Below are 23,458 nucleotides of genomic sequence, written 5' to 3'. Positions count from 1 at the left end.
CACGGTGTTTTCACTTCGCTTTAATCGTCACTATCGTCAACGGTGCAGTCATCTTCCAGTAGCGTGCCATCGGTGAGCATTTCAAAACCGGTTCTGAATCCGGTCGTGAAAATAAGCAGGAATCTTTGATAACCATCCACTTCGATTCTGACGCCGCCGTTTTCGCCTGCTTTCCTGAGCAGGTAGATTTTCCAGCGGCCAAGGTTGTCGGGCGACCGGATATGGGTTCTGGGCGGCAATGCGGACAGTTCGCTGAAACATTTTGTTTTGAGCTGCGCGAGGTATTTTTCCTGAAAAGTCAAAAATGCGTCTGCGGATTGGCTCATGCTTGTTTCCTTTGGCCTGCGCCGGTATGGCCGGCCCTTGGCTGGATGTCAGACCAGCAACAATAACAACAGGTCCGCCACAGCGCTCAGGCTGTGGCGAAAGTGTGCTGGTGTTGAAATGCTGCTGGCTGCAAAGCAGCCATGCACATTACAACAATACCCGCTCAATCCCGTCGGTGCTGGCATGGCGGATGTAATCAGCCATCCAGTGCTCGCCCAGGATGGTGCGCGCCATTTCCACCACCACATAATCGGCTTCGAGCAGGCCGCTGTTGAGGTCATGGTTGTAGCGCGACAGGCCTTGCAGGCAGCTTGGGCATGAGGTGAGGATTTTCAGGTTACGCTGCGGCTGCACACCGTTTTCGGGTGTGGCGACTTGTTCACGCATGGTTTTTTCGTCCTTGCGCAGTTCTTCCACTTTGCGAAAGCGGACTTGGGTGGCCACGTCAGGGCGTACCACACCGAACGCACCGGACTCACCGCAGCAGCGGTCATTTTTCATGACGTTCGGCCCGACCAGCCCTTTGACGGTTTTCATCGGGTCCTGCAGTTTCATCGGCGAGTGGCACGGGTCATGGTACAGGTAGGCATTGTCCTGTGTTGGCAGGGTGATGCCTTTTTCCAGCAGATACTCGTGAATGTCGATGATGCGTGAGCCGGGGAAAATTTTGTCAAACTCGTAACCGATGATCTGGTCGTAGCAGGTGCCGCAACTGACCACCACGGTTTTGATGTCCAGGTAATTCAGCGTATTGGCCACGCGGTGGAACAGCACCCGGTTGTCGGTGATGATCTGGTTGGCTTTTTCAAACTGGCCGGCGCCGCGCTGCGGGTAACCGCAGCACAGGTAGCCCGGAGGCAGTACGGTCTGTACGCCCGCATGCCACAACATGGCCTGCGTGGCCAGCCCGACCTGCGAGAACAGGCGCTCGGAGCCGCAGCCAGGGAAGTAAAACACAGCTTCAGCGTCGGGCGTTGTGGTTTTGGGGTTGCGGATTACCGGTACGTATTCGCGGTCTTCAATGTTGAGCAGTGCGCGTGCGGTGCGCTTGGGCAGGCCGTCCGGCAGTTTTTTGTTGACAAAGTGCACAATCTGCTCGCGCAGCGGCGCTTTGCCTACTGTAGCCGGCGGGTGCTTGACCTGCAGGCTGGCAAAGCCGCGCAGCACATCATTGCCCAGCCGCTGCGCCTTGTAACCCAGGCTCATGGCGGTGCGGGTGGCCTTGATGGTTTCAGGCTTGGTCGAGTTCAGGAAGAACATCGCCATTTTGCCGGCCATGTTGGTACGGCCTTCGCCCAGTTGGTGCAGCAGGTTGCGCATGTTCATGCTGACGTCGCCATAGTCGATGTTGACCGGGCAGGGCGCCAAGCAGCGGTGGCAGACGGTGCAGTGTTCTGCAATGTCGGCAAATTCGTCCCAGTGGCGGATTGAGATGCCGCGCCGGGTTTGCTCTTCATACAGGAAGGCTTCAATCAGCAAAGACGTGCCCAGGATTTTATTGCGCGGCGAATACAGCAGGTTGGCCCGTGGCACATGGGTTGAGCATACCGGCTTGCATTTACCGCAGCGCAGGCAGTCTTTGACCGAATTGGCGATATTGCCGATGTCTGAGCGCTGCATCAGCAGCGACTCATACCCAAGCAGGCCAAAGCTGGGCGTATAGGCGTTGGTCAGGTCGGCCTTGACCGGCCCGTGCCGCAGCAGCTTGCCGTAGTTGAAGCGTCCTTCAGGGTCGACTTTTTGCTTGTAGGCTTCAAAGTCGCCGATTTCGGCATCCGAGAGGAATTCCAGTTTGGTGATGCCAATACCGTGTTCACCGGAGATGACACCATCCAGCGAGCGCGCCAGCGCCATGATGCGCTTGACCGCCGCATGCGCGGTGCGCAGCATTTCATAGTCGTCGGAGTTGACTGGAATGTTGGTGTGCACGTTGCCGTCGCCTGCGTGCATGTGCAGCGCAACAAACACGCGTGAACGCAGCACGCGTTTGTGAATGGCCTGGCATTCATCGAGTACCGGCTTGAAAATAGGGCTGCTGAACATTTCGCGCAGCGGCTGGCGGATCTGTGTTTTCCACGAGGCGCGCAGGCTGTGGTCCTGCAACTGTTCAAAAATGGTGGCGCTGCCGTCTGCCGGAGCATCGTCCATGGTGTTAAGCCAGGTCTGCCATTGCTCACGGACTTTGTTCAACAGTTTCAGCGCCAGGGCAATGCGCTCCTGCACCACATCTTCTGAGGGCACGGCGTCATCCGAATCGCTTTTGCCCAGCGGGATATGGCCGCGCTGGAAAAACTGTATCAGCTCATCTGCCAGCCGCAGTTTGTTTTGCAGCGAGAGTTCGATGTTGATGTGCTCAATGCCGTTGGTGTATTCACCCATGTGCGGCAGCGGTATCACCACGTCTTCATTGATTTTGAACGCGTTGGTATGGCGGCTGATGGCCGCGGTGCGCTTGCGGTCGGCCCAGAATTTTTTGCGCGCTTCGGGGGTGATGGCGATAAAACCTTCGCCGCTGCGGCTGCCGGCCAGCCGGACCACTTCGTTGGTGACCAGTTCCACCGCTTCCGGGTTGTCGCCCACAATATCGCCAAACAGCGCCATTTTGGGCAGGTCGGCATTGTGCTGGGTGGATTTGGTCACGTAGCCGACCGCGCGCAGATAGCGCTCATCCAGGTGTTCAAGCCCTGCCAGCAGCACCGGTACGCGGCCCAGTTCTGGTTTGCCGGGGATTTCGACGCCGCCGTCTTTGACCAGCGAGAACATGTAGTCTTTGATCTCGACGATGCTGGGCACCACGTCTTTGGCGTTGCCGAAAAACTCCAGGCAAACCGTGCGTGTATGCTCGGGCATGCGGTGCACCACCCAGCGCGCGCTGGTGATGATGCCGTCGCACCCTTCCTTTTGCACGCCGGGCAGGCCGCTGAGGAATTTGTCGGTGACGTCTTTGCCCAGGCCTTCTTTGCGGAAGCGCTGCCCCGGAATATCGAGCCGTTCGGTGCGGATGGGTGTTTTGCCATCCATTTCGAAGTATTGCAGTTCAAAGCTGGCCACTTCGGCGTCGTGAATTTTGCCCAGGTTGTGGTTGATGCGGGTGACTTCCAGCCACTGCATGTCAGGGGTAACCATGCGCCAGGAGACCAGATTGTCCAGCGCTGTACCCCACAGCACGGCTTTTTTGCCGCCGGCGTTCATGGCAATGTTGCCGCCCACGCACGAGGCTTCGGCCGAGGTGGGGTCCACCGCGAATACAAAACCGGCCGCTTCGGCGGTTTCGGATACGCGTTGGGTCACCACACCGGCTTCGGTATGGATGGTGGGCACCGGATGGTCCACGCCGGGAATGTCAATTTGCTCTACAGCCGAAATGGTGTCGAGCTTTTCGGTATTGATGACTGCGGTTTGCCAGATCAGCGGAATGGCGCCGCCCGTATAGCAGGTGCCGCCGCCACGCGCAATGATGGTCAGCCCCAGATCAATACAGTCTTTCACCAGTTTGGCGATTTCCTGTTCGCTGTCGGGGGTGAGCACGACAAACGGGTATTCCACGCGCCAGTCGGTGGCGTCGGTCACATGGGAAACGCGTGACAGGCCGTCAAAGCAGATATTGTCGCTGCGGGTGTGCTTGCCAAACACATGGCGGGCCCGCTGGCGCAGCTCCTGCGTGGCGTGCAGCGAGTCGGCAAAGTCGTCAATGGATTTGCGGGTGAGCCCGATCAGCTCGCCGACCATTTCGTCGCGTTGCAGGTCCTGCTGCGGCTGGCGGCGCTTCTGGCATTCGCGAATGCGGTGCTGCAGAGCGTCAATCAACTGGCCGCGGCGTTTGGGATTATCAAGCAGGTCGTCCTGCAGGTAGGGGTTGCGGCGTGCAACCCAGATGTCGCCCAGAATCTCATAGATCATGCGCGCAGAACGGCCCGTCTGGCGTTCGCTGCGCAAGGCCTGCATCAGCTCCCAGCCACGATCGCCAAGCAGGCGCCGGATGATTTCCTGGTCGGAGAAGGAGGTGTAGTTATAGGGTATCTCCCGCAGCCGAGGTGCGTTCTCATGGGTAGCCAGCAAATTCTCAATTGTCGTGGGTGCGTTCATGGATTCTGTCAATGTATGTATAAATCATTTATGCTGAAGTACAAATTTGCACACAGCCGAACCATGACGGTCATTTACCGCCATCTTACATTTTACCGGGTTTTGCCGGTCGATTTAGCAGTATGGAGATCGCCAGAAGCAGAGGCCGAAAAGCAAATGATTTGACAAAGCAGAAATGATTGTTTTATGGACACGTGCTTTGGCTACATCAAGGGTCCCGTCAGCGCTGGCATGGTCCTGCCCAAAATTTGGTAAAGGTCCCGAGCAATCCAATGGAAGGGAAACAGGAGCGTGCCGAGGGGAACAGTGTCATTAAAAAGCCACATTCTGCAGTGTAGAACGGCTTCGGTTTGTGCGGTATTGCACAAGATCGGGCGAACGGCTTTTTTGCGACAGTGTTCGCCCGGAAAAATAAGGAGGTGAGCCTGTACCCGGCACTGGCTACACAGTTAGGGCTGCTTGGTTCCCCACCTGACCCGGTTGGCTGTTTTACCATGCGGGGAGGCCCACCAGCGAGCAATTGTATGCGAGTTTGGCTTTCAGGGAAAGGTGCAGGGACATCTCTGCCCCTTTGCTGCCTTTTGCTGTCCTTTGCCCTTTCCCGCTGTTTTATCACGCCAGCCGTTAAGTTATGGCTTAGGGGGCTGAGGGTTTAAGCGCTAAGGCGTTTGTACCTGCTGGCTTTGTATCAGTTCGCTCAGTGTTTTGGCCGGCGTGTCCAAAAGCGTGGTGCCATAGTCGTAAATGGTTGAGCTCCCATCTCGGAAGGTACGTGGCCCCAGGGTGTACACCTGCCAGCCCTGCAGGGGCATATCGGCATCCAGCACCGGCGGGGTTGAGCGTTGTTCCCAAAGGCCGCTGATCCGCATTTGCCGATTGTTGATGTGCAGCAGCAGGCGGTAGCGAAATGCAGGATGATCAGCGGCGGGTTCGGGCTGTATCTCTGCGCTCAGTTGCCAGGGTGGCGGTATGCTGGCCGATGCACTTCTTGTGCCTGCGATAAGGCTTCTGTTTTGGTCTTTCACTTCTGCGGTTACGGGTTCTTTGAGTTGTGCCGGGCCTTTTTCATAAGCGGCCTGCAGCAGGTTCATCACCAGTGCGGTGTTCAGGGCAACGCCATCCAGCGCATCAATCATGTGGTTTTCGTCGAAATCGATACCCTGGGTCAGCAGCAGTTTGCCGTTGATCAGTTTCAGCCTGCCGCCTTGTTCGCCGCTCATTTCGATGCTGATGTTTTTTTCATCGTGAAACCACGCTTCAAGGGCCAGATGAATCTGAGGCTCATCCACCTGAAAGTCAATGGTCAGGTGGTTGGGGTTATTCCACAGCGAATTGCTGGCGCAAAGTGCCTGGGGCGGGCACGACTGGGCCCAGACCGTGGTCCACAGGAAAAATATCAAAGGCAGCAGTTTTTTCATGGTCTTGTTTTTGGCTGTATTTCAAAAGGTCAGTGTATATGCTTTTGCTTTCTATGGGAAAGTAAAAAGCTTATCGAACAAAAATATCCAGAACAGATAGATTTTGTAAAGTGAACTGAACAAAAATGTCCTAAACGCACAGTTTTGTATAGTGTACTTAACAAAAAATAACCAGAACACGTAGAATTCAAGGCTATGAGTTATCTTGTTCTGGCCCGAAAATACCGCCCTAAAACCTTCTCTGAGATGGTGGGGCAGGACCATGTCGTCCAGGCGCTGACCAATGCGCTGCAGACGCAGCGCCTGCACCATGCGTATTTGTTTACCGGTACGCGCGGGGTGGGAAAGACAACGGTTTCCCGCATTCTGGCCAAGTCGCTCAACTGTGTGGGGCCGGATGGGCAGGGCGGCATTACGTCGCACCCCTGTGGCGTCTGTCAGGCCTGCCTGGATATTGATGCCGGCCGTTTTGTTGATTATGTGGAGCTGGATGCGGCATCCAACCGCGGTGTGGATGAAATTTCACAACTGCTGGAGCAGGCGGTTTACAAGCCGGTGGTCGGGCGCTTTAAAGTGTTCATGATTGACGAAGTGCACATGCTTTCCAATACAGCGTTCAACGCAATGCTTAAAACGCTGGAAGAGCCGCCGGAATATCTGAAATTTGTGCTGGCAACGACCGATCCGCAGAAAGTGCCGGTTACTGTGCTGTCGCGCTGCCTGCAGTTTAACCTGCGGCCAATGGCGCCGGAAACCGTGTTTGAGCATTTGCAGCAGGTGCTGTCTGCTGAGCAGATTCCGTTTGATGCGGGCAGCCTGCGTTTGCTTTCACGTGCTGCACATGGCTCCATGCGTGATGCGCTGTCGCTGACGGATCAGGCCATTGCTTACGGCAACGGCACCATGGAAGAAAATGGCGTGCGGCAGATGCTGGGCTCGATTGACCGCAGCCATGTTTACCAGTTGATTGAGTCTCTTGCGGCAGGCAACGGCAAGGCGGTGATCGAACTGGTGGATTTCATGCGCACCCAGGGGCTGGCCGCTACGGCTGCGCTGGATGAAATGGCGACTGTACTGCAGCGTATGGCTGTATTGCAGGTGGTGCCCGATGCGCTGCAGGCGGGCGACCCGGATGACGCTGCGATTGCCGCGCTGGCGTCTTTGATGGCTCCCGATGAAATACAGTTGCTTTACAGCATTGTGTTGCGCGGACAGGACGAGCTGGGGCTTGCCAGCGACGAGTATGCGGCGCTGGTGATGGTGCTGCTGCGCCTGCTGGCATTTCAACCTGCCGGGCAGGCAACTATTCCGGCAACGGGAGCCGGGACGGCAGAAAAAAAAACACCACAATTAACACCCCGGCCGGTTCCGCCGGTTTCGGGCGCTGAGCAAAAGGCGGCTTCCCAGCCGGTTGTTTCTGCCCCTACTCCTATCCCTATCCCGTCCCCTGTTTCCACTCCTGCCCATGCTCCCATTGCCCGGCAGGCTGGTGCTGAAAGCGCCTCAAATGCGGGGCAGACAGTTGCACAGCCTGTGCAGGCAAGCCCACGGCAGGAAGCTCCGGTGTCTGTAACCACGCAGGTCAGGCCTGTTTCGCAGATGCCAAGGCCGTCTGATAGCGGAGGTGGAAACCTGCCGGAACGTGCTGCGCCACAACCGGAAAAAATGGATTCTCCGCCGCCCCAGGCAGTGGCGGCAGCCGTTGAGGATGATCTGCCGCCCTGGGTTGATGAAGTGCCGCACGAGGAAGGGTCTTATACACCTTCCGCACCTTATACAGCCCCTGCTGCCGGGCAGAGCGTTGTGGATCAGGGCGACAGAGAGTCCAAGGATAGCCTGCACAAGGATAAGCAGCCCCAGAACGGGGCTGCCAGTTATGCCGGTACAGGCGGTGCCGTACAACAGCCGGCATATTCTGAAACGGCCGGGGGTATGGCTGCATCCGCAGCGCGTGATACAGATTCTGCTGTCCCCGTACAACCTGTACAGCCCATACAACTGCCGGAAAGTACACCGCAGGCACAGCGCTGGACCGAAGTGGTCAACGCGCTGGTGGATACTGGCGCCATCAACGCACTGGCGCGGGAACTGGCGCTGAATGCCCAGGCGGTGCAGATCAGTTCTGACGAGCAGCAATGGGAACTGGTATGCGCCCGTAAGACGCTGATGCAGGATAACAACCGCCAGAAGCTGGCAGATGCGCTGCAGGCGTATCTGGCGCACCCGGTTGCTGTGACCGTGGCGTATGGAGAGGTGAGCGATACGCCGGCATTGCGTATACAGGCCTTTCTGGCGCAGCGGCAGGCACAGGCGCAGGCGGCGGTCGAGGCTGACCAGGATGTGCAGAAATGGCTGCAGGAGTTTCCGGGTGCCAGGGTGGTTCCAGGCACCGTGCGGCCGCTCGAATGACTTTGGCCTCAGGTCTCTGGAGACCTGTTTGTGCCTGGGGAACCATCAGCAGACTGTGGTTTTCCGCAAACAGGCACACTTATTTCGCATGCACAATGTGTAGTTAACGCAGTTTGCATACAATTACTCTTTTTGATGGAAGAAAGAAGCGTCACATGTTCAATAAAGGACAACTCGCCAATATGATGAAGCAGGCCCAGGCCATGCAGGATAATTTGAAAAAAGCGCATGATGAGCTGGCTACTGTGGAGGTTGAAGGGCAATCCGGTGCCGGGCTGGTGAAAATCACCATGACCTGCAAGCACGATGTCAAACGTGTGGAAATTGATCCCAGCCTGTTGCAGGAAGACAAGGAAATGGTCGAAGACCTGCTGGCCGCTGCCATGAACGATGCCATGCGCCGCGCTGCGGAAACTGAAAAAGAACGCCTGAGCAGCATTACAGCCGGTATGGCATTGCCGCCCGGCATGAAACTGCCGTTCTGACCAGGTTCCCTGTTTCTGCCAATGGGTATGGTCTGAAGGCTGTGCCTGTTGTCGTTCCATGATTTTGCCGGGTGGCAGAGGGGACAATGGCTGAAAACTCCACACTGGAAGCACTGGTACAGGCTTTGCGCTGCCTGCCGGGCGTAGGCGTCAAATCGGCACAGCGCATGGCGTTCCATTTGCTGCAATACGATCACAAGGGTGCTTTAGATCTGGCGCAGGCATTGCGCCATGCGGTTGAGCACACGCACCACTGCAAGCTGTGCCATACGTTTACCGAAGGCGACATCTGCGACGTGTGCGCTGACGCCACGCGTGATGCCACGCAGTTGTGCGTGGTGGAAAACCCGGCCGACCAGGCCGCCATGGAGAGAACGCGCACCTATAACGGCCTGTACTATGTGCTGATGGGGCATTTAAGCCCGCTGGATAGTGTCGGGCCTGATGAAATCGGGTTGCAGCACCTGTATACCAGGGCGCTGGATGGCAAGGTGCGCGAAGTGATTCTGGCCACCAACTTTACCGCTGAAGGAGAGGCCACCGCTTATGTAATCAGCCAGTACTTGAAACCGCATGGCATCAAGGTAACCCGGCTGGCGCGCGGCGTGCCTGCGGGGGCCGAACTGGAATATGTGGACCTGGGTACGATTGCCCATGCGCTGGCGGACCGGCGCAGTTCGTGAACATGTATATACTGGCTGGTATCCCACATTTGCCAATGCGCTCTGTTTTGTTGTTTAACCATTTTCTCTGCTGCCTGTTATGACACAGTTTTTGCTTCGTTTAGCCGGCTGGTTGCCATTGCCTGTTTTGCACAGCATTGGCTGGCTGGCGGGCTGGATCATGTGGTTTATTCCTAACTCACAAAAACGCACAGCCACGCAGCAGATCGCTTGGTGTTTGCCTGACTGGAGCCCGCGGGCACAAAAACGCCTGATTCGCCGCAGCCTGATCGAAACCGCAAAAGCCATTGTTGAAGCCCCTGCATTCTGGTATGGCCCGGCTTTCCGGCTTAAAAGATGGCTGAACGATGAAAAAATGCTGGCCGATTTACGGGCACGCACGGAGCGCAGCGGGGGAGCCGCCATTTTCCTCACGCCGCATCTGGGCGCGTGGGAGCTGAGCAGTTTTGTCGGTGCGCTGATTGGCCCGCTGACGGTGTTGTATAAACCGCAGACGCGGGCTGACGGCAAGGCCAATGAGATGATGAACCCGGGGCGTTCCCGGATGAAAAATATCAAGCTGGCATCCACCGATTCTGGCGGTGTGCGTGCCTTGCTGGCCGCGCTGAAGCGCCGCGAAATGATCGGTATTCTGCCCGACCATGACCCTCCCGAAGGCTCAGGCCAGTATGCGCCGTTTTTTGGGCATCCGGCGCATACCATGGATCTGGTCAGCAAGCTGGCCGGTAAATCCGGGGCACCGGTGATTTTCTTTGTGGCTAAACGGCTTTCCTGGGGACGGGGTTTCCGTTTTTACTGCATGGATGCACCTGCGGAGATATCCGATCCGCAGCAGGGTACGGCTGCCATGAACCGCGGTCTGGAGGAGGTCATCATGCGTTGGCCGGACCAGTACTGGTGGGGTTATAAGCGCTTTCGCCGTCTGCCACCCGGGGTGGAAAACCCCTATAAGAAAAAATAGATCATCTTTGCTCAACCCGTTTGTTGCCGGATGAACATCAACCCTGATAAAGGGGGACTTCTCCTGCGCGGGCATTTGTGTGCATCAGTGCACGCCGGATTTGGAAAATACATTGACAACCACGACACCGGCAATGATCAGTGTCAGGCCTATCCATGCAGCCAGATCCAGGTGCTGTTTAAAAAACACGATGCCTATCAGCGAGATCAGCACAATACCGACGCCGCTCCAGATGGCATACGCAATGCCTACCGGGATAAAACGCAGCGTGATGGATAAAAAGAAAAAGGCGGCGATGTAGCCGGCAATGCAAATCACGGACGGTATCCATTGTGTGAATTGTTCGGTTTGTTTGAGGGCCGTGGTGCCGATGATTTCACAGACGATGGCCGCAGCCAGTGAACCGTATGTCATGAGCGGTGTATTCATGTCTGTTCTGTTTCCTGTGCGGGTAGAGTCATTGCAAGCAGTTGCCGGATAATGCTTTTACGCTGTCTGGCGCCTGGCTGAGCCGTGTGCATCAAATCGTTGAGCCATAGGCCATCGGCAGCATACCGGGCCAGCATCAAGTGGGCAGAGCGTTCTTCCGGCCCGCTTTTCTGAAGCCGCTGCTCAAGCCACGTGTCCCAGCACTGGCGCATTTTTTCTTGCGAAAGAGATTCCAGCATCATGACTTCAATGAGCCGGGCCTGTTTTTTTTGTGATGAGCCCGTGGTATTGACAGTGATGTAGGCGCGTGAAAAGCTGCCAAAGGGCAGGGGGTCTTTTTTCATGGCGTTGCTGACCTGGGCATCCATCTGCTCCAGCAGTTCGTTGTACAGTGCATCCAGCAAGGCCTGCTTGCTGGCAAAGTGATGCAGCAGCCCCCCTTTGCTGACACCAGCCATTTGAGCAACAGCATCCAGGGTCAGGCCGGCAACACCCTGGGCAAGGATCATGTGTGCGCAGGCCTCCAGCAATTGGGCGCGTACCCGTTCGGGCTGCTTTTTTCGTTGATAAGCGTTTTCTGCATGTTGCTTCATGTTACAAAGATACCATCCAGATGGTTTGTTTTCAAGCCAGTCAAAGAAACACCGGCGCACCATATGGTTATCGGCTGCGGCAAAAACAGGAAAACAAGGGGCTTATCTGCGGTTTTAGCGTATCAGGCGTAATGAGTCCTGACCCTAGGGGGCGTCTTCATCCAGACCATGCGATAGTGGCTCATCATCGGTTTCAGGCGGTGGCAGGTGTATGGACGGATCAAACGTGAAGGAAGCATAGCCATTGTTTCTGAGCAAAACATAAAGCTCAAATGGCTGTTCTGACTGAATATGTTCCATCAGTTGTGCCGGTTGTTGCAGCCGCAGTGAAGAACCATTGTGGCTGAGTGTAGTGACAATGCCTGTTTCGTCGGGCGGGTTGCCGTATGTAGCGGGTACAAACACAGCGTGCAGACAATAGGTGTCGTGCGTAATGTTGTTGGTGCAGTCAATCAGATCACCTTCAACTTCCAGCATCACATGGGCCTCTTGCTGGTCTTCTTTAATGATGATCAGGCGTGCGCTCAGCCTGTCGGTTGTCAGCAGGTCGTCGTAAAAACGGGTTTCTGTGGAATGCAGCGTCTGTGCGGCAGGCGCGGGTTCTGTGTCCGGTGTTTGGGCATATACGGTTGGTATCAGCATGGCAGCCGTCAGCAACAGTGAGAGAAGTTGCCTGATGCCCCAAAACGGATAGCGCATGACCCGAAAAGCAGGTGAAAACATGTCAACCATGGTAAGAGAGGTGTGGAGGTGCGTACTTGCTTAGTGTGCCTGAGAGTGTAGCAAGAAACGGCGCATGACAGGCCAGGGGGCTGCATTGCCGTATGTTTTTGTTTTATTGGGATGGCGGAGCAGACGGGTAGGGGCCGCTAGCATATGGGCCGCTGATATACGGACCGTTAATATACGAGCCGCTATTAGCAATAGCCGTATTGAAATTGATGTTTGGGTATAAAGGAAATTGCCGCAGAACCGGAATGATGTTGCACACATATGCCATTGGGTGCGATGGCAGCACCCGGATATGCATGGCAACATGACAGAAGCTGCGCGGGCGCAGAGCAAAAGCAGATACGGCCTGCGGGGCTGCTTTCAGGCGTGTGCCTTGGGCATGCGTTTAAGGCGGGAAATGCACTTGTCCACCCAATAAGTAGCCGCTTTCAGATCTGAGCCGTCAATGTCCATACGGTGCTGGCAGTGTGGGCAGATAACGGTCGGGCTGTTTTTGATCTTCCCTACGCAGAGTTTGAATTTTTCTCTGCAAACAGAACAGGGCACGGGTACTTCAATGTGGTCAAAGTACATGATAAAGCCTTTCATACTTAGACAATTCTGCTTATAGTTATACATTCTTGTGCGTGCTTGTGCATCAGTATGTTGATGTTTATTAACTTATCGCCGGTGATACCAGATTAAATCTGGTCTGACCAGATGCAAGTGGCTGGCTGCAACGGTTTTGAATGGACAGGCAGCGGGAGCTGGCCTTATACAGGCGCAGGAGGCCGCAGCACCCTGCGCGGGTGGCCTCCTGACCGTGATTCAATATGGTCCGTTTAGAACTTCCACTCAAACTGCAGTTTCAGTGCATTGTCTTTGACCTGTGAGCCGTATTCGCCTTCATATCCGATGTTCAGGTTCATGTCGGGGCGCAACTGCAGATGGGCTCCCACACCGATGATGGCGCTGTCGCGACCAAGTTCCGGCCCCAGAATGGTGAAAGGTGTGCCGCCGATGAAGTTCAGTTTGGCCTCAGGCGTCTGGCTGCCAAAATGGTGCTGCCAGCCCAGGTCGGCATATATGGCGTGCTGCTGCTGTGCTCCCAGTTTCCAGTTGCCCCGCACGCCCAGCGTGGTGGTGGTCCGGTGGTCGGCCTGGCCGCTGCTGTGCAGTGCCGTGATGTTGCCGGTTTCATTAAAGCTGTTGGTTTTGACCCGGGTGAATGCCAGGTTGGCATATGGCGTGAGGCTGGCGTTGTCATTCAGCGTGAATGTATGGCTGCCTTCGGTAAATGCCTGTACCTGAGAGCCGTTGTAGTCGGCTTTGTTGGTGGATTGCAGGTTGGCAACCCAGATGTTGCGGGTGGTGTCCACATCGAGCCGGGCATAACCGATGCCGCCACGCAGATCGACCACGCCGACCTGCGTGCTGCCGTAGGCCATGACATGATAGGCGTCCACCGTGGCACTGCTGTTGCGGATGCCGCCCACATCGACCTTGGTCTGCTCGTAACCGGCAGCAATACCCAGCGTGCTGTATTCGCCTATTGGCCTGTCATAGCCAATCAGGAAACCGCCGCCCCGGTTGTCTGCACGCGCAGCATTGCCGTCGCTTTTGATGTGGCCGTCGTGCGCCCAGGCGCTGGCCCACAGGTTGCTGGCCGGCTCAGGCTGCGGTTGCAGCAGGCCATTGCTCCGGCTGTCCAGGTGCTGGTTGACCGCAGCACGCACATAGCGGCTGTTGGTCAGCAGTGCGCCTTTGAGGCTGGCGTGTATTTCGCCACTGAGGTTGTCATAGGCATTGAGCGCGGAGTAGCGGTCCAAGCTGACAATGGTGTCGTAAATGGTGTTGCCTTCACCCAGGCTCTCAATGCCTTTACCGATATCCCTCTGATTAAAGGTCAGGCCGATGTCGTCCATGCCGGTTTCATTGCGCTTGAAGGTCAGGTAAACATTGTCTGCATCATAGGTGAGTGTCGGGTCGAGAAAGGCCAGGTTACTGGTCACGCCTTCATACGTGCCGGCTACGCCGTTGCTGGTTGCCAGGATGTTGTAGATATCGGTTGTTTTCCAGATATTGCCATTGGCCAGTACGCTGACGGTGCCGCCATTGATGGTGGCTGCGCCGGTTGCGATGATTTTGTCGGCAGAGCCGTCCTCATGCGCTTCAAACGCATAGATGGAGCCAGGTTCAAAAGTGATGTTGCCGACTGTGAGGGTGCCAATAGAGTTGCCCGGTGCAATGGTGGCACCGCCAAGCAGGTGCACATGGCCCAGAATCTGCCCGTGCCCGCCCAGCGTGGCGCCTGACTGCACATCCACATCGCCGGCAACCGTGGCGCTGCCCAGTGTTGAGCTGCTGCCAACAACCAGTGTGCCGGCCTGCACATCGGTCAGGCCGGTATAGGTGTTGACACCGTCGAGCTGCAGGGTACCGGAACCGGTTTTGGTGAGCGTGGTGCCGTCCCAGCCGAACCCGAGAGCCGCGCCGCTTTTGTCTTCCAGATTCACACCCAGATTAAAGGAGTTGTTGCCAGCGATATTGAAGGTGCCATGCGCGCCGCCGGCCACGGTGTTGTTCCACACCAGGGTCAGGTCGGCGACCAGGTCATTGCCGTCCATAAAGGCCGAGCCGATCAGGTATTTGTCCAGATCGACAAAGTTGGAAAGGTGAACGCCCCCGACTGTTGGGGAAAACGCGCCTGTGATGCCGCCACTGGTCTGTACCAGTGTATAGCGGTCAGTGTCGTTGACGGGGTCGTAACCGATGATGTCAATGTTGGGGGTGTTGGTGAGTGCCGATGTGGCGGCGATAATGGCCGGCGCGTTGCTGGCGGTCACGCCCAGTACTGTGCTGCTGCCGTCCACGTTGGCAGCACCTGCCACGGTGACGGTTTTGTTGGCGGTGATGTTCAGCGTGCCAGCCGTATGGTTGAGCGCACCGATCTGCGAGTTGTTATCCAGTGTGAGCGCTCCCCCGCCAGTTTTATTGACCACATTGGTACTGGTAATAGTGCCGGAAAAGGTGGAGTTCTGCCCGCTGGCATTGTTCAGTGTCAGTATGCCGCTGCCTGCGGTAACCGTTGTGCCGGCATCGCCGCTGAGGGTATTGAGCGTTTGTGTGGTGTTCAGCGTGTCAATGATGCTGGAGCCGTTCAGAGTGGTTGAGGCGGTGTTGGCAAAGGTGTTGGCTGTGCTCAGTGCCAGCGTGCCCTGATCAACGATGACAGCACCTTGGTAGCCGCTGTTGTTGCTGTTGACGGTGAGTGTACCTGCACCTGCTTTGGTTATGCTGGCGTTGCTGGCGCCGGTCATGCTGCTGTTCAGGCTGATGTCAAACCCGTTGGAATCAATGGTGCCGCCGTTGGTGCCAATCGTTAATGATGTCAGATTCTGGATGAATGTGCCGTTGGACGCAAGGGCCTTGAGCGTGCCACCGTTGAATGTGACATAAGACGAGCCGTTAAAGCCGCTGAACTGGCTGGTTTCGAATGTGCCGCCGTTCAGGTTGACAAACCCTTGCGAGCCGGCATACGTGCCGATCCATGTCGCATTGGTGTGGGTGAAACGCCCGCCGGTCATGGTGAGCGTGCCCTGACCATTGCCACCAATATACATGGTGGAGCTGCCTGCATTCATGGTACCGTCATTGATGGTGACGATGCCCTGTGCCGTGCTGTTGGCACCTATCACCACAGTACCAGAAATGGTGCTGACCAGGCCCCCGTTGATGGTGAGTGTGCCTTTGGCAGCCGCACCAACCTGTATGCCATTGATGTTCTGTACCTGGAGCGTTCCGTCATTGATGGTGACTTGTCCCTCGCTGCCGCTCAATGTTCCCAGATACAGCCCGCTTGCAACGGTGGTTGTTCCGCCGTTCATTTCCAGTGTGCCCAAGCCTCCGTAGCCGATGTAAAGATTGCTGGAGCCTGTTGTGAGCAGGGAGGCATTGTCATTGACGGTGATGTGCCCAGGGCTGTTGAGCCCGCCCACGACAATGCCTGAATCCGATGTGAGCACAGCGTTGTCATTGAGCCTGACAATGCCGGTACCGCCTTGCGCAGCCAGGTTGCCGTTGCGGTATTCGCCGCCGATAAATATCCAGGTGGCTGTGGCCCGCCCGTCGTTGTTGATTTCAAGCGTGCCCTGGCCGGAGCGGCCAATGACAAAGTTATCGGCACCATAGCTGCCGCGCAACAATCCGCCGTTCACGATGACTTCGCCGACAGAGCCGGTCTGCTCACCAATGCGGATGGAGTAACCAGTCCCGGTTTGCACCGTACCGCTGTTCAGTATCAGTGTGCCGGTGCCGGTGGAGCCGATGTTAAGGTATTGTCCGCCGGTAATCGTGCCGCCATTATTGACAATGATGGTGCCGTTGCTGCCGCTGCCTTGCCCGGCGTTCAGGTAGGTGGCTGCCACACTGCCGCCATCAACGGTCAGTATGCCGGTGCCGCCGGAACCAACCGTGATGGTGCTGCTGCTCAGGCTGCCCTGAACCGTCAATGACCCGTTGCCAGCAGATGTGCCGGTGGTGACAGCGTTGGCACCGACAGACTGGCCGGTGCCGATCACAGCGGTGCCGCCATTGTTGATGACCACTGCGTCGCCGCTGCCGGGTGTTGTGGTGGTATCCCAGTTGGAGCCGGTCATCCAGTTGTCTTCGCCGGTGTTGACCCACGTAACCGTTGCCGCCTGGGAGAGTGCCGTGAACAGGCATGTGGTCAAGGCTACTGCCGTTAAACGCAGTCCCGACCATCTGGATGGCGCGACAGCGGGTACATTGCCGCGGACAGTTGTCGCGGTTGCACCAGTGCCTTTGCCATGGGAGCGGGCAATTTCGGATGCCGCAACCCATGTGCCCAATGAAGAGTTCCAGATAGATCGAAAAGCATTTTTATTCATATCAATAAGTGCCCGGTAATCAATAAACAAGGTGCAGTGATGCAAAAATCGGAAGATCAAAATTCACATGATCAGTAGCTTTTCGGCGTCTCCGCAAGCGAATCAACCTTGTTGCCATCATGGTGATGGGGTGATAAATCCCTTTGATTCTTTTAAAGTAAATGCATGTGCCTTACGTAATATAAAGAGTCTGTTGCCGTATTTTTATAACCCTGCTCCAAAAAGGAGCTGTGTTTGTGCAATAGTGCATAAAAAATAAGTATGCGTTGGCTACTAAGTGGCTTAGATTGTTGTTTTATCGAGATAAATAATCAGAAAAACAGGTGCGTTTTTATCTGTTGAGGGTGCGGTGGGCAGGGTCAAAATGTCTTAAAACTCACATCAAATTTGGGTGGAAATTGGAGTAAGACATGACAGCAGGACTGCCTTTGGTAGAAACCATTTCATAAGGAAAGGCTTACATAAGGTGTTATCTTTCGCGCCATGAGTTTTTGACGGCTCTGATGTGCAGCGGTGCTGTACTCAGATGTTCTGCAAACGCTTTTCATGATAAAACAAACGGATGCATAAGCACCGTTGCAAACACGCATTTCAAAATTAAAAAGGGGCGCATATGGCAGCAAAGCCTTTGCATCTTAATACACGATCCCACTTTGGTAAAACGCCTGTCACGCTGGCCATCGCGGTGCTTGGCACTTTGTCCTTGCAGGCATATGCGCAGGTGAGTATTGGTGACAGCACCACAACGGTAGACCTTGATTCTTACAGCGGCAATTCGGCCACTGTGAACCCTGGCATTACCGTGAATGTGTCCAATGGGCCTGCGATTCGTGCGCAAAATACAAGCTGGACGCTGGAAAACGCCGGTACTCTGAGCAGCACGGACAGTAATGCGTTTGCCGTACACCTGCAAAATGGTTCTGCATTTAATAATGCGGGCACGGTCTCCGGCACAGGGGGCGGCATTACCAGCATCAATTCGGCCGCCTCTGTTGTGAACTTCGGGGTGATTGAGTCCTCATCTGGTTATGCTGTCAATCTGCGCGCAGGGGGAGACATTCAGAATAAGACAGGCGCGCGCATTACCGGCAGTACCGCGGGGATTTATCTGATCAACAGTTCGGATACGATCATCAACAATGGAACGATTGAAGGCACTAACGGTGCGGGTGTCATCCTTGAAGGAGGAACCGTCAGGCTGCGCAACGAAGCCAGTGGGCTGATCACTGGTACGACGTATGGTGTCCGGCTTGTGAACGGTTCACAAACCGTGATCAACGTCGGGCTGATCAGCGCCAGTAACGGTAACGGGGTGGATCTTTCTGCCGGTGGGACCGTGACCAATGCGCAAGGGGCGGTGATCAGCGGGCAAAACGTGGGTGTATATACCATGAACGGCTCCGCACAGGTAACCACAGCAGGCGTTATTTCGGGCGGAAACAACTCAGTTATTTTTGCCACAGGCGGTGGTACGCTGACGATGCAAACCGGTGCCTTGTTGTATGGCGCTGCGCTGGGCGGCAATACCAGCAACATCATTTTGCAGGGCACGGGCACTGCCAGCAACGATTTTCTGAGCTTTGGATCGCTGAATATGACCGGCAGCGAATGGTCACTGGTCGGCAGGACCGAAGCCCGCGCAACCACGGTATCGAGCGGAACGCTGTTTATCGGCCTGCCCGGGTATACGGCGGGTGCGACGCTGGTGGCAGATACCGTCCAGATTCAGCCTGGTACCCGGATGGCCGGCTACAACAGCACGGTTGAAGGCGCGGTTACCAACAGCGGTACTTTATATGTGGGCAGTGGTTATCCTTATGCGGCAGGCGCGGCCACGGCTTCGCTGAATATTGCCGGCACGCTCAACAATGCCGGGCAAACCATTCTGAGTTCAGGTGCACCGTATGGCAACACGCTGAATATTCAGGGCAACTATAACGGTACCGGCGGTTCTCTGACGCTAGGGGCGCTTCTGGATGATGACCATGTCGGCGCCCTTGCCAATCAGCAGGCAGACCGTATGCTGGTACGGGGCAACGTGACCGGTAGCACGCCGGTGAATGTGCTGACCGTTGCAGAAACACGGGCAGCAACTTCTGCCACAACCCTGGTGGCCAACCCGAGTAACCTGCCTGCAGGCGCATATGTCAGGGCAGGCGGGGAAGTGGTGTCGCCCACCAGCGGCGTTTCCATTATTCAGGTTTCCGGCACTTCGACGGAAGGTGCCTTCACGATGAGCAAGCCTTATGTAACGGGTGGCACACCTTATCAGTACAAGATATATGCATTTGGCCCTGGCTCATCCAACGGTTCGGCCAGTGCTTCACAGAACCTGGTCGGCAACTCCGGGACGTATTGGGATTACCGTTTGACACATGCCTATCTCACAGCCATTCCATTGCCTCCTGGTGAAGTCATTTCATTCCCTGGGATTGATGGGGGGGATGGTGATGGCAGTGGCGGTAGCGGCGGCAGTGGTGGTGGAAGCGGAGGCAGTGGCGGCAGCGGTGGTGGCTTTGTTGTGATGCCCGATGATATCCGCTGGAAGGTTGCGCCGCAGGTGCCCAGCTACATCAGTTTGCCGGGGGCTTTATTCAGTGCCGGCATTCAGGATGTGGATAACCTGCATCGCCGGCTGGGCGAGGTTCGCAGCTCTCAGGCCGTGGGTGTTCCTGATACCGATGGCGAGGTTTTTGCCCGTGTCTACGGCAGCCAAACCGATTACCGGACCAATGTGGGCTTTAGCGATTACGGGTTCGATGCCAAGCAGGATTATTCCGCTTTGCAATTCGGCAGCAGTGCAACTCTGCATGAAGACAAGTATGGCGGTGTTTTCAGGTTGGGCGGCGCGGTGACTTTAGGGCACTCCCGCTTGACGCCGGACGCGGATGACGGGAACAGCGTCACCAAGACAGATACCCAGAGTTTTTCTGCCATAGGCACCTATCTGCATCCGGATGGCTGGTATGTTGATGTGGTTCTTTCTATGGGGCGCCTTAAAGCCAATACACGCACAGAGACTTACGGCAATCTGCAGGTCGCATCCATCAAGGGCCATAGCTATACCGCTTCGGTAGAAACCGGATATCCGTTTGCGCTGGGCGACAGCGGGTTCAATCTGGAACCCCAGCTCCAGTACATCTGGCAGAACCTGCAGTTCAAGGACTTTGTCGATATTGATAACATCCGAACCAAGCTGGGCCATCAATCACAAAGCGTGTTGCGTGCGGGCCTGCGTTTGACGCGTCCCATTGATACGCATGATGGCGCCCAGCTCACGCCTTATGTCCGCCTCAATTATTTGTATGGGTTGAACAACAGCAACTCGGTGAATGTTGGGCTGACCGATTTTGACCTGGGCAAGTATGGCCAGGCGTATCAGGTGGGGGCAGGGGTTTCCGGCATGATCAACAAACGCCTGTCACTGTATGGCGAGTTCTCCTGGCAGGACAAGGTGGGCAGTGCAGGCTGGAGCGGCTGGCAGTTTACCGGCGGGCTGCGCTACATGTTTGGTGGTGGCAAATAAAAACCACCCCGGCTTTTATCCGGGGTGGCTGCATGCAAAGGCTTCTGTCAACGATCAGAAGAAACCTACCGGTTTTTCACTGTAACTGACCAGCAGGTTTTTGGTCTGCTGGTAGTGTTCCAGTACCATCTTGTGCGTTTCGCGTCCGATGCCTGACATCTTGTAACCGCCAAATGCGGCGTGTGCCGGGTACATGTGGTAGCAGTTGGTCCACACCCGGCCAGCCTGAATGCCGCGTCCCATGCGGTAAGCCGTATTGATGTTGCGGGTCCACACGCCTGAGCCCAGCCCGTAGATGGTGTCGTTGGCAATACGCAGCGCATCATCCATGTCTTTGAAGGTGGCGACAGCCAGCACCGGTCCAAAAATTTCTTCCTGGAAAATGCACATGTCGTTGGTACCGGCAAACACTGTCGGGTCTATGTAAAAGCCGCCGGCCAGTTCACCGGGCAGCTTGGCCTGCTTGCCACCGGTGAGCAGTTTGGCACCTTCTTTTTTACCAATCTTGATGTAATTGGTGATGGTGTCTATCTGCTGCTGTGCAACCTGTGCGCCGACCATGGTGCTTTTATCCAGCGGGTTGCCCTGTTTGATGGCTTTCACACGCTTGATGGCTTTTTTAATGAATTTTTCGTAAATCGATTCCTGAATCAGCACACGGGAAGGGCAGGTGCAGATTTCGCCCTGGTTGAGCGCAAACATGGCAAACCCTTCCAGCGCTTTGTCCAGAAAATCATCATCCCGGTCCATCACATCTTCAAAAAAGACATTGGGCGATTTGCCGCCAAGTTCCAGCGTGACCGGGGTGACGTTCTGTGATGCGCTGCGCATGATGTCGATACCCACTTCGGTGGAGCCGGTGAAGCCGACTTTGGCAATGCGTTTGGATTTAGCCAGGTAGTCACCGATTTTGCCGCCAGGGCCGTTGACGATGTTGAGCACGCCGGGAGGCAGAATATCCTGAATCAGTTCGGCGACGATCAGAATGGACAGGGGCGTGAATTTGGCCGGTTTTAACACAATGCAGTTACCCGCAGCCAGTGCTGGGGCCAGTTTCCAGGTGGCCATCAGAATCGGGAAGTTCCATGGAATGATCTGACCGACAACGCCTAAAGGCTCGTGAAAATGGTAGGCCACAGTGTCATGGTCGATTTCACCCAGCGTACCTTCCTGGGCGCGAATACAACCGGCAAAATAGCGGAAGTGATCAATCGCCAGCGGAATGTCGGCGGCCATCGTTTCACGGATGGGCTTGCCGTTGTCCCATGTTTCCACTGTGGCGATCAGTTCCAGATTTTCCTGCATGCGGTCGGCAATGCGGTTGAGGATCAACGCACGTTCTGCAACCGTTGTATTGCCCCAGGCATCTTTGGCTTTGTGCGCTGCATCAAGTGCCATGTCAATGTCTTCAGTAGTGGAATTAGCCACCTGGCAGATCGGTTGCCCTGTCACAGGGGTGATGTTGTCGAAGTATTCTCCCTTGACCGGGGGAACCCACTTGCCACCGATAAAGTTGCCATAACGCTTTTTGAGCTTAACGGGAAAACCGTAAGAACCGGGTTTAATTGCGGGCATAGTGCCGATCTCCTGTTGATTTAATTGGAGTAGTCATAAATTCCATGAAAAGCGGTTTGGTCATGGAATCACCAGGCTGGCTGCATAGGGTTGGTAAAGCGTTATGCAGCATTACCATGGTCGAACATTTTATTTCACAATCAAATCATATATTTTTCAGTCATCATTTTCTAACGCGTCTGAATAGGGGCAATGCGTGTAAATAATGCAGAGCAAAAAATCCGAAAAAACCGGTATCGGTAGCGCTATACGTTATACTGCCCGGCAGCATGGCCGTTGGGGTCATGACAGGTTGAAAGGCGGGAGATGGCGGTGGGAATGGTGGTGAAAGTGGCGTTGAAATATGTGTCTAAAACGGTGGCTGGTGTTGTACTGCTGACAGGTCTATGTACAGCGTATGCGCACCCGGTAGAAACCGCTGCACCACCTGGTACAGGCTGTGATGCTATGGACGAAATGGCCGGGCACATTATGGCGTCACTGGCACAAGGCGAATCGGCCGATGAGGTGATGCAGGGCATTGCAACCAGGGCGGCGCCGGTGTCGCAAAAACTGATGCAAGCCTTTGTGGCTGCCGAAATGCTCTTGCACAGCCAGCAAGCGCCAGAGGTCGGCACTGAACAGTTCAGTTCGGCATGTGTCATGTATCAGCCTCAATTCATGCATACCATGAACAATACCTGTGAGCGTGTCAACCAGGTGATCGCGGCCAGTGTGAGACTGCGCGATGCCGGCAGTATTCCGGCGCAGCAGGTGCAGGCGATGGTGCTCAAAGGCATGCAGGAGGGTGTGGCGCAAAGTGCGGATGCGGAACGTCAGCGTTTGTTGCTGCCGGTGGTGCAGGCCGTTACGTTCGACGCGATTGATGAAGTGTATGCACACCCGGATCAGACAGAGGATCAACTGACCGCAGCGTTTGACCGGCAATGCCGTCTTGCAGCGGCGGATTGATGGGCATTGATGCTGTGGTCTCAGAACAGGTTAAAGGAGGCTGACGTGAAAAAGGCCGCGTTTTTATCTGGTGCCATGCTTTTGTTAAGTATCTGCACAATGCCTGTTGCGCAGGCCAGGCAGGGCATTGATAAAGCCAATTGCACATATAACGGCGTGCCGTTATATGGCAACGTCAAGGTGGTGACAAGCTTTGCTGATTTTGATGTGCAGGTTGTTTCCAGTTTTGCCGATCTGCATGTGCGGCCCGACAGTGCATTTGCCTCAGCCTGTGGTGAGTGGAAGTTTGTTGAAAATTTTCCGGACTTTACCGTCAGGTATGTCAATTCGTTCCCTGACTTCACGATCAAATTTGTGACGTCTTTTCCAGGGATGAATTAAAGCAGCCCAGGTG

Annotated in this window: 15 protein-coding genes and 1 other RNA gene; 7 read left to right on the top strand and 9 right to left on the bottom strand. The window is 55.6% G+C overall.

Annotated elements, in window-relative coordinates:
* Window positions 1-20: 20 nt before the first annotated feature.
* The 4 genes from CUZ56_RS13335 to CUZ56_RS13320 all read right to left on the bottom strand — a co-directional run bounded on the left by CUZ56_RS13335 (window position 21) and on the right by CUZ56_RS13320 (window position 5,831).
* Window positions 21-326, bottom strand: a complete 306-nt coding sequence (locus CUZ56_RS13335; protein WP_126980906.1) for a hypothetical protein — start codon at window positions 324-326, stop codon at window positions 21-23.
* A 148-nt stretch (window positions 327-474) separates the two neighbouring features.
* On the bottom strand, window positions 475-4,413 hold the full coding sequence (locus CUZ56_RS13330) for a DUF3683 domain-containing protein (RefSeq protein WP_126980905.1): 3,939 nt from the start codon (window positions 4,411-4,413) through the stop codon (window positions 475-477).
* Window positions 4,414-4,828: 415 nt separating this feature from the next.
* Window positions 4,829-4,924, bottom strand: an RNA gene (ffs, locus tag CUZ56_RS13325) — signal recognition particle sRNA small type.
* Window positions 4,925-5,072: 148 nt separating this feature from the next.
* Window positions 5,073-5,831 carry a hypothetical protein gene (locus CUZ56_RS13320; RefSeq protein WP_126980904.1) on the bottom strand — a complete coding sequence of 253 codons (759 nt, stop codon included), beginning with the start codon at window positions 5,829-5,831 and terminating at the stop codon, window positions 5,073-5,075.
* 195 nt (window positions 5,832-6,026) lie between these two features.
* Between CUZ56_RS13320 and dnaX the strand changes: the two genes are divergently transcribed.
* From dnaX to CUZ56_RS13300, 4 genes are all read left to right on the top strand, one after another.
* On the top strand, window positions 6,027-8,240 hold the full coding sequence (dnaX, locus tag CUZ56_RS13315; RefSeq protein WP_126980903.1) for a DNA polymerase III subunit gamma/tau: 2,214 nt from the start codon (window positions 6,027-6,029) through the stop codon (window positions 8,238-8,240).
* 155 nt (window positions 8,241-8,395) lie between these two features.
* Complete coding sequence (locus CUZ56_RS13310; protein WP_126980902.1) at window positions 8,396-8,725, top strand: YbaB/EbfC family nucleoid-associated protein; 330 nt, start codon at window positions 8,396-8,398, stop codon at window positions 8,723-8,725.
* 86 nt (window positions 8,726-8,811) lie between these two features.
* A complete protein-coding gene (recR, locus tag CUZ56_RS13305; RefSeq protein WP_126980901.1) occupies window positions 8,812-9,408 on the top strand; it encodes a recombination mediator RecR in 597 nt (198 codons plus the stop codon).
* A gap of 79 nt (window positions 9,409-9,487) precedes the next feature.
* Window positions 9,488-10,369, top strand: a complete 882-nt coding sequence (locus CUZ56_RS13300; protein ID WP_126980900.1) for a lysophospholipid acyltransferase family protein — start codon at window positions 9,488-9,490, stop codon at window positions 10,367-10,369.
* 84 nt (window positions 10,370-10,453) lie between these two features.
* Here the strand turns inward: CUZ56_RS13300 and CUZ56_RS13295 are convergent, their stop codons facing one another.
* From CUZ56_RS13295 to CUZ56_RS13280, 4 genes are all read right to left on the bottom strand, one after another.
* Window positions 10,454-10,783, bottom strand: a complete 330-nt coding sequence (locus CUZ56_RS13295; RefSeq protein ID WP_126980969.1) for a DMT family transporter — start codon at window positions 10,781-10,783, stop codon at window positions 10,454-10,456.
* Between the two features lie 11 nt (window positions 10,784-10,794).
* On the bottom strand, window positions 10,795-11,391 hold the full coding sequence (locus CUZ56_RS13290; RefSeq protein WP_162615358.1) for a TetR/AcrR family transcriptional regulator: 597 nt from the start codon (window positions 11,389-11,391) through the stop codon (window positions 10,795-10,797).
* A 144-nt stretch (window positions 11,392-11,535) separates the two neighbouring features.
* Window positions 11,536-12,114 carry a hypothetical protein gene (locus tag CUZ56_RS13285; protein ID WP_126980898.1) on the bottom strand — a complete coding sequence of 193 codons (579 nt, stop codon included), beginning with the start codon at window positions 12,112-12,114 and terminating at the stop codon, window positions 11,536-11,538.
* Window positions 12,115-12,944: 830 nt separating this feature from the next.
* Window positions 12,945-17,012 carry an autotransporter domain-containing protein gene (locus tag CUZ56_RS13280; RefSeq protein WP_126980897.1) on the bottom strand — a complete coding sequence of 1,356 codons (4,068 nt, stop codon included), beginning with the start codon at window positions 17,010-17,012 and terminating at the stop codon, window positions 12,945-12,947.
* Window positions 17,013-17,625: 613 nt separating this feature from the next.
* Here CUZ56_RS13280 and CUZ56_RS13275 point away from each other — a divergent pair.
* The gene (locus tag CUZ56_RS13275; RefSeq protein WP_126980896.1) at window positions 17,626-20,538 is read left to right on the top strand and encodes an autotransporter family protein; all 2,913 of its coding nucleotides are present in this window, start codon (window positions 17,626-17,628) and stop codon (window positions 20,536-20,538) included.
* A 54-nt stretch (window positions 20,539-20,592) separates the two neighbouring features.
* Here CUZ56_RS13275 and exaC read toward each other — a convergent pair whose 3' ends face one another.
* Window positions 20,593-22,113, bottom strand: a complete 1,521-nt coding sequence (exaC, locus tag CUZ56_RS13270; RefSeq protein WP_126980895.1) for an acetaldehyde dehydrogenase ExaC — start codon at window positions 22,111-22,113, stop codon at window positions 20,593-20,595.
* A gap of 306 nt (window positions 22,114-22,419) precedes the next feature.
* Between exaC and CUZ56_RS13265 the strand changes: the two genes are divergently transcribed.
* Together CUZ56_RS13265 and CUZ56_RS13260 are read left to right on the top strand one after the other, a co-directional pair.
* A complete protein-coding gene (locus CUZ56_RS13265) occupies window positions 22,420-23,064 on the top strand; it encodes a hypothetical protein (protein ID WP_126980894.1) in 645 nt (214 codons plus the stop codon).
* A gap of 45 nt (window positions 23,065-23,109) precedes the next feature.
* Window positions 23,110-23,445, top strand: coding sequence for a hypothetical protein (locus tag CUZ56_RS13260; protein ID WP_204250911.1), 336 nt, complete (start codon window positions 23,110-23,112; stop codon window positions 23,443-23,445).
* The last annotated feature ends 13 nt before the right edge of the window (window positions 23,446-23,458 follow it).

The organism is Saezia sanguinis, assembly GCF_003991585.1.
Taxonomy (GTDB): domain Bacteria; phylum Pseudomonadota; class Gammaproteobacteria; order Burkholderiales; family Burkholderiaceae_C; genus Saezia; species Saezia sanguinis.
This window is presented reverse-complemented; position numbering and strand designations above follow the sequence as displayed.

Bases quoted from the DNA above. Each gene is read 5' to 3' on its own strand.
- CUZ56_RS13335 (WP_126980906.1), bottom strand. From the start codon at position 326: ATGAGCCAATCCGCAGACGCATTTTTGACTTTTCAGGAAAAATACCTC.
- CUZ56_RS13330 (WP_126980905.1), bottom strand. From the start codon at position 4,413: ATGAACGCACCCACGACAATTGAGAATTTGCTGGCTACCCATGAGAAC.
- CUZ56_RS13320 (WP_126980904.1), bottom strand. From the start codon at position 5,831: ATGAAAAAACTGCTGCCTTTGATATTTTTCCTGTGGACCACGGTCTGG.
- dnaX (WP_126980903.1), top strand. From the start codon at position 6,027: ATGAGTTATCTTGTTCTGGCCCGAAAATACCGCCCTAAAACCTTCTCT.
- CUZ56_RS13310 (WP_126980902.1), top strand. From the start codon at position 8,396: ATGTTCAATAAAGGACAACTCGCCAATATGATGAAGCAGGCCCAGGCC.
- recR (WP_126980901.1), top strand. From the start codon at position 8,812: ATGGCTGAAAACTCCACACTGGAAGCACTGGTACAGGCTTTGCGCTGC.
- CUZ56_RS13300 (WP_126980900.1), top strand. From the start codon at position 9,488: ATGACACAGTTTTTGCTTCGTTTAGCCGGCTGGTTGCCATTGCCTGTT.
- CUZ56_RS13295 (WP_126980969.1), bottom strand. From the start codon at position 10,783: ATGACATACGGTTCACTGGCTGCGGCCATCGTCTGTGAAATCATCGGC.
- CUZ56_RS13290 (WP_162615358.1), bottom strand. From the start codon at position 11,391: ATGAAGCAACATGCAGAAAACGCTTATCAACGAAAAAAGCAGCCCGAA.
- CUZ56_RS13285 (WP_126980898.1), bottom strand. From the start codon at position 12,114: ATGTTTTCACCTGCTTTTCGGGTCATGCGCTATCCGTTTTGGGGCATC.
- CUZ56_RS13280 (WP_126980897.1), bottom strand. From the start codon at position 17,012: ATGAATAAAAATGCTTTTCGATCTATCTGGAACTCTTCATTGGGCACA.
- CUZ56_RS13275 (WP_126980896.1), top strand. From the start codon at position 17,626: ATGGCAGCAAAGCCTTTGCATCTTAATACACGATCCCACTTTGGTAAA.
- exaC (WP_126980895.1), bottom strand. From the start codon at position 22,113: ATGCCCGCAATTAAACCCGGTTCTTACGGTTTTCCCGTTAAGCTCAAA.
- CUZ56_RS13265 (WP_126980894.1), top strand. From the start codon at position 22,420: ATGGCGGTGGGAATGGTGGTGAAAGTGGCGTTGAAATATGTGTCTAAA.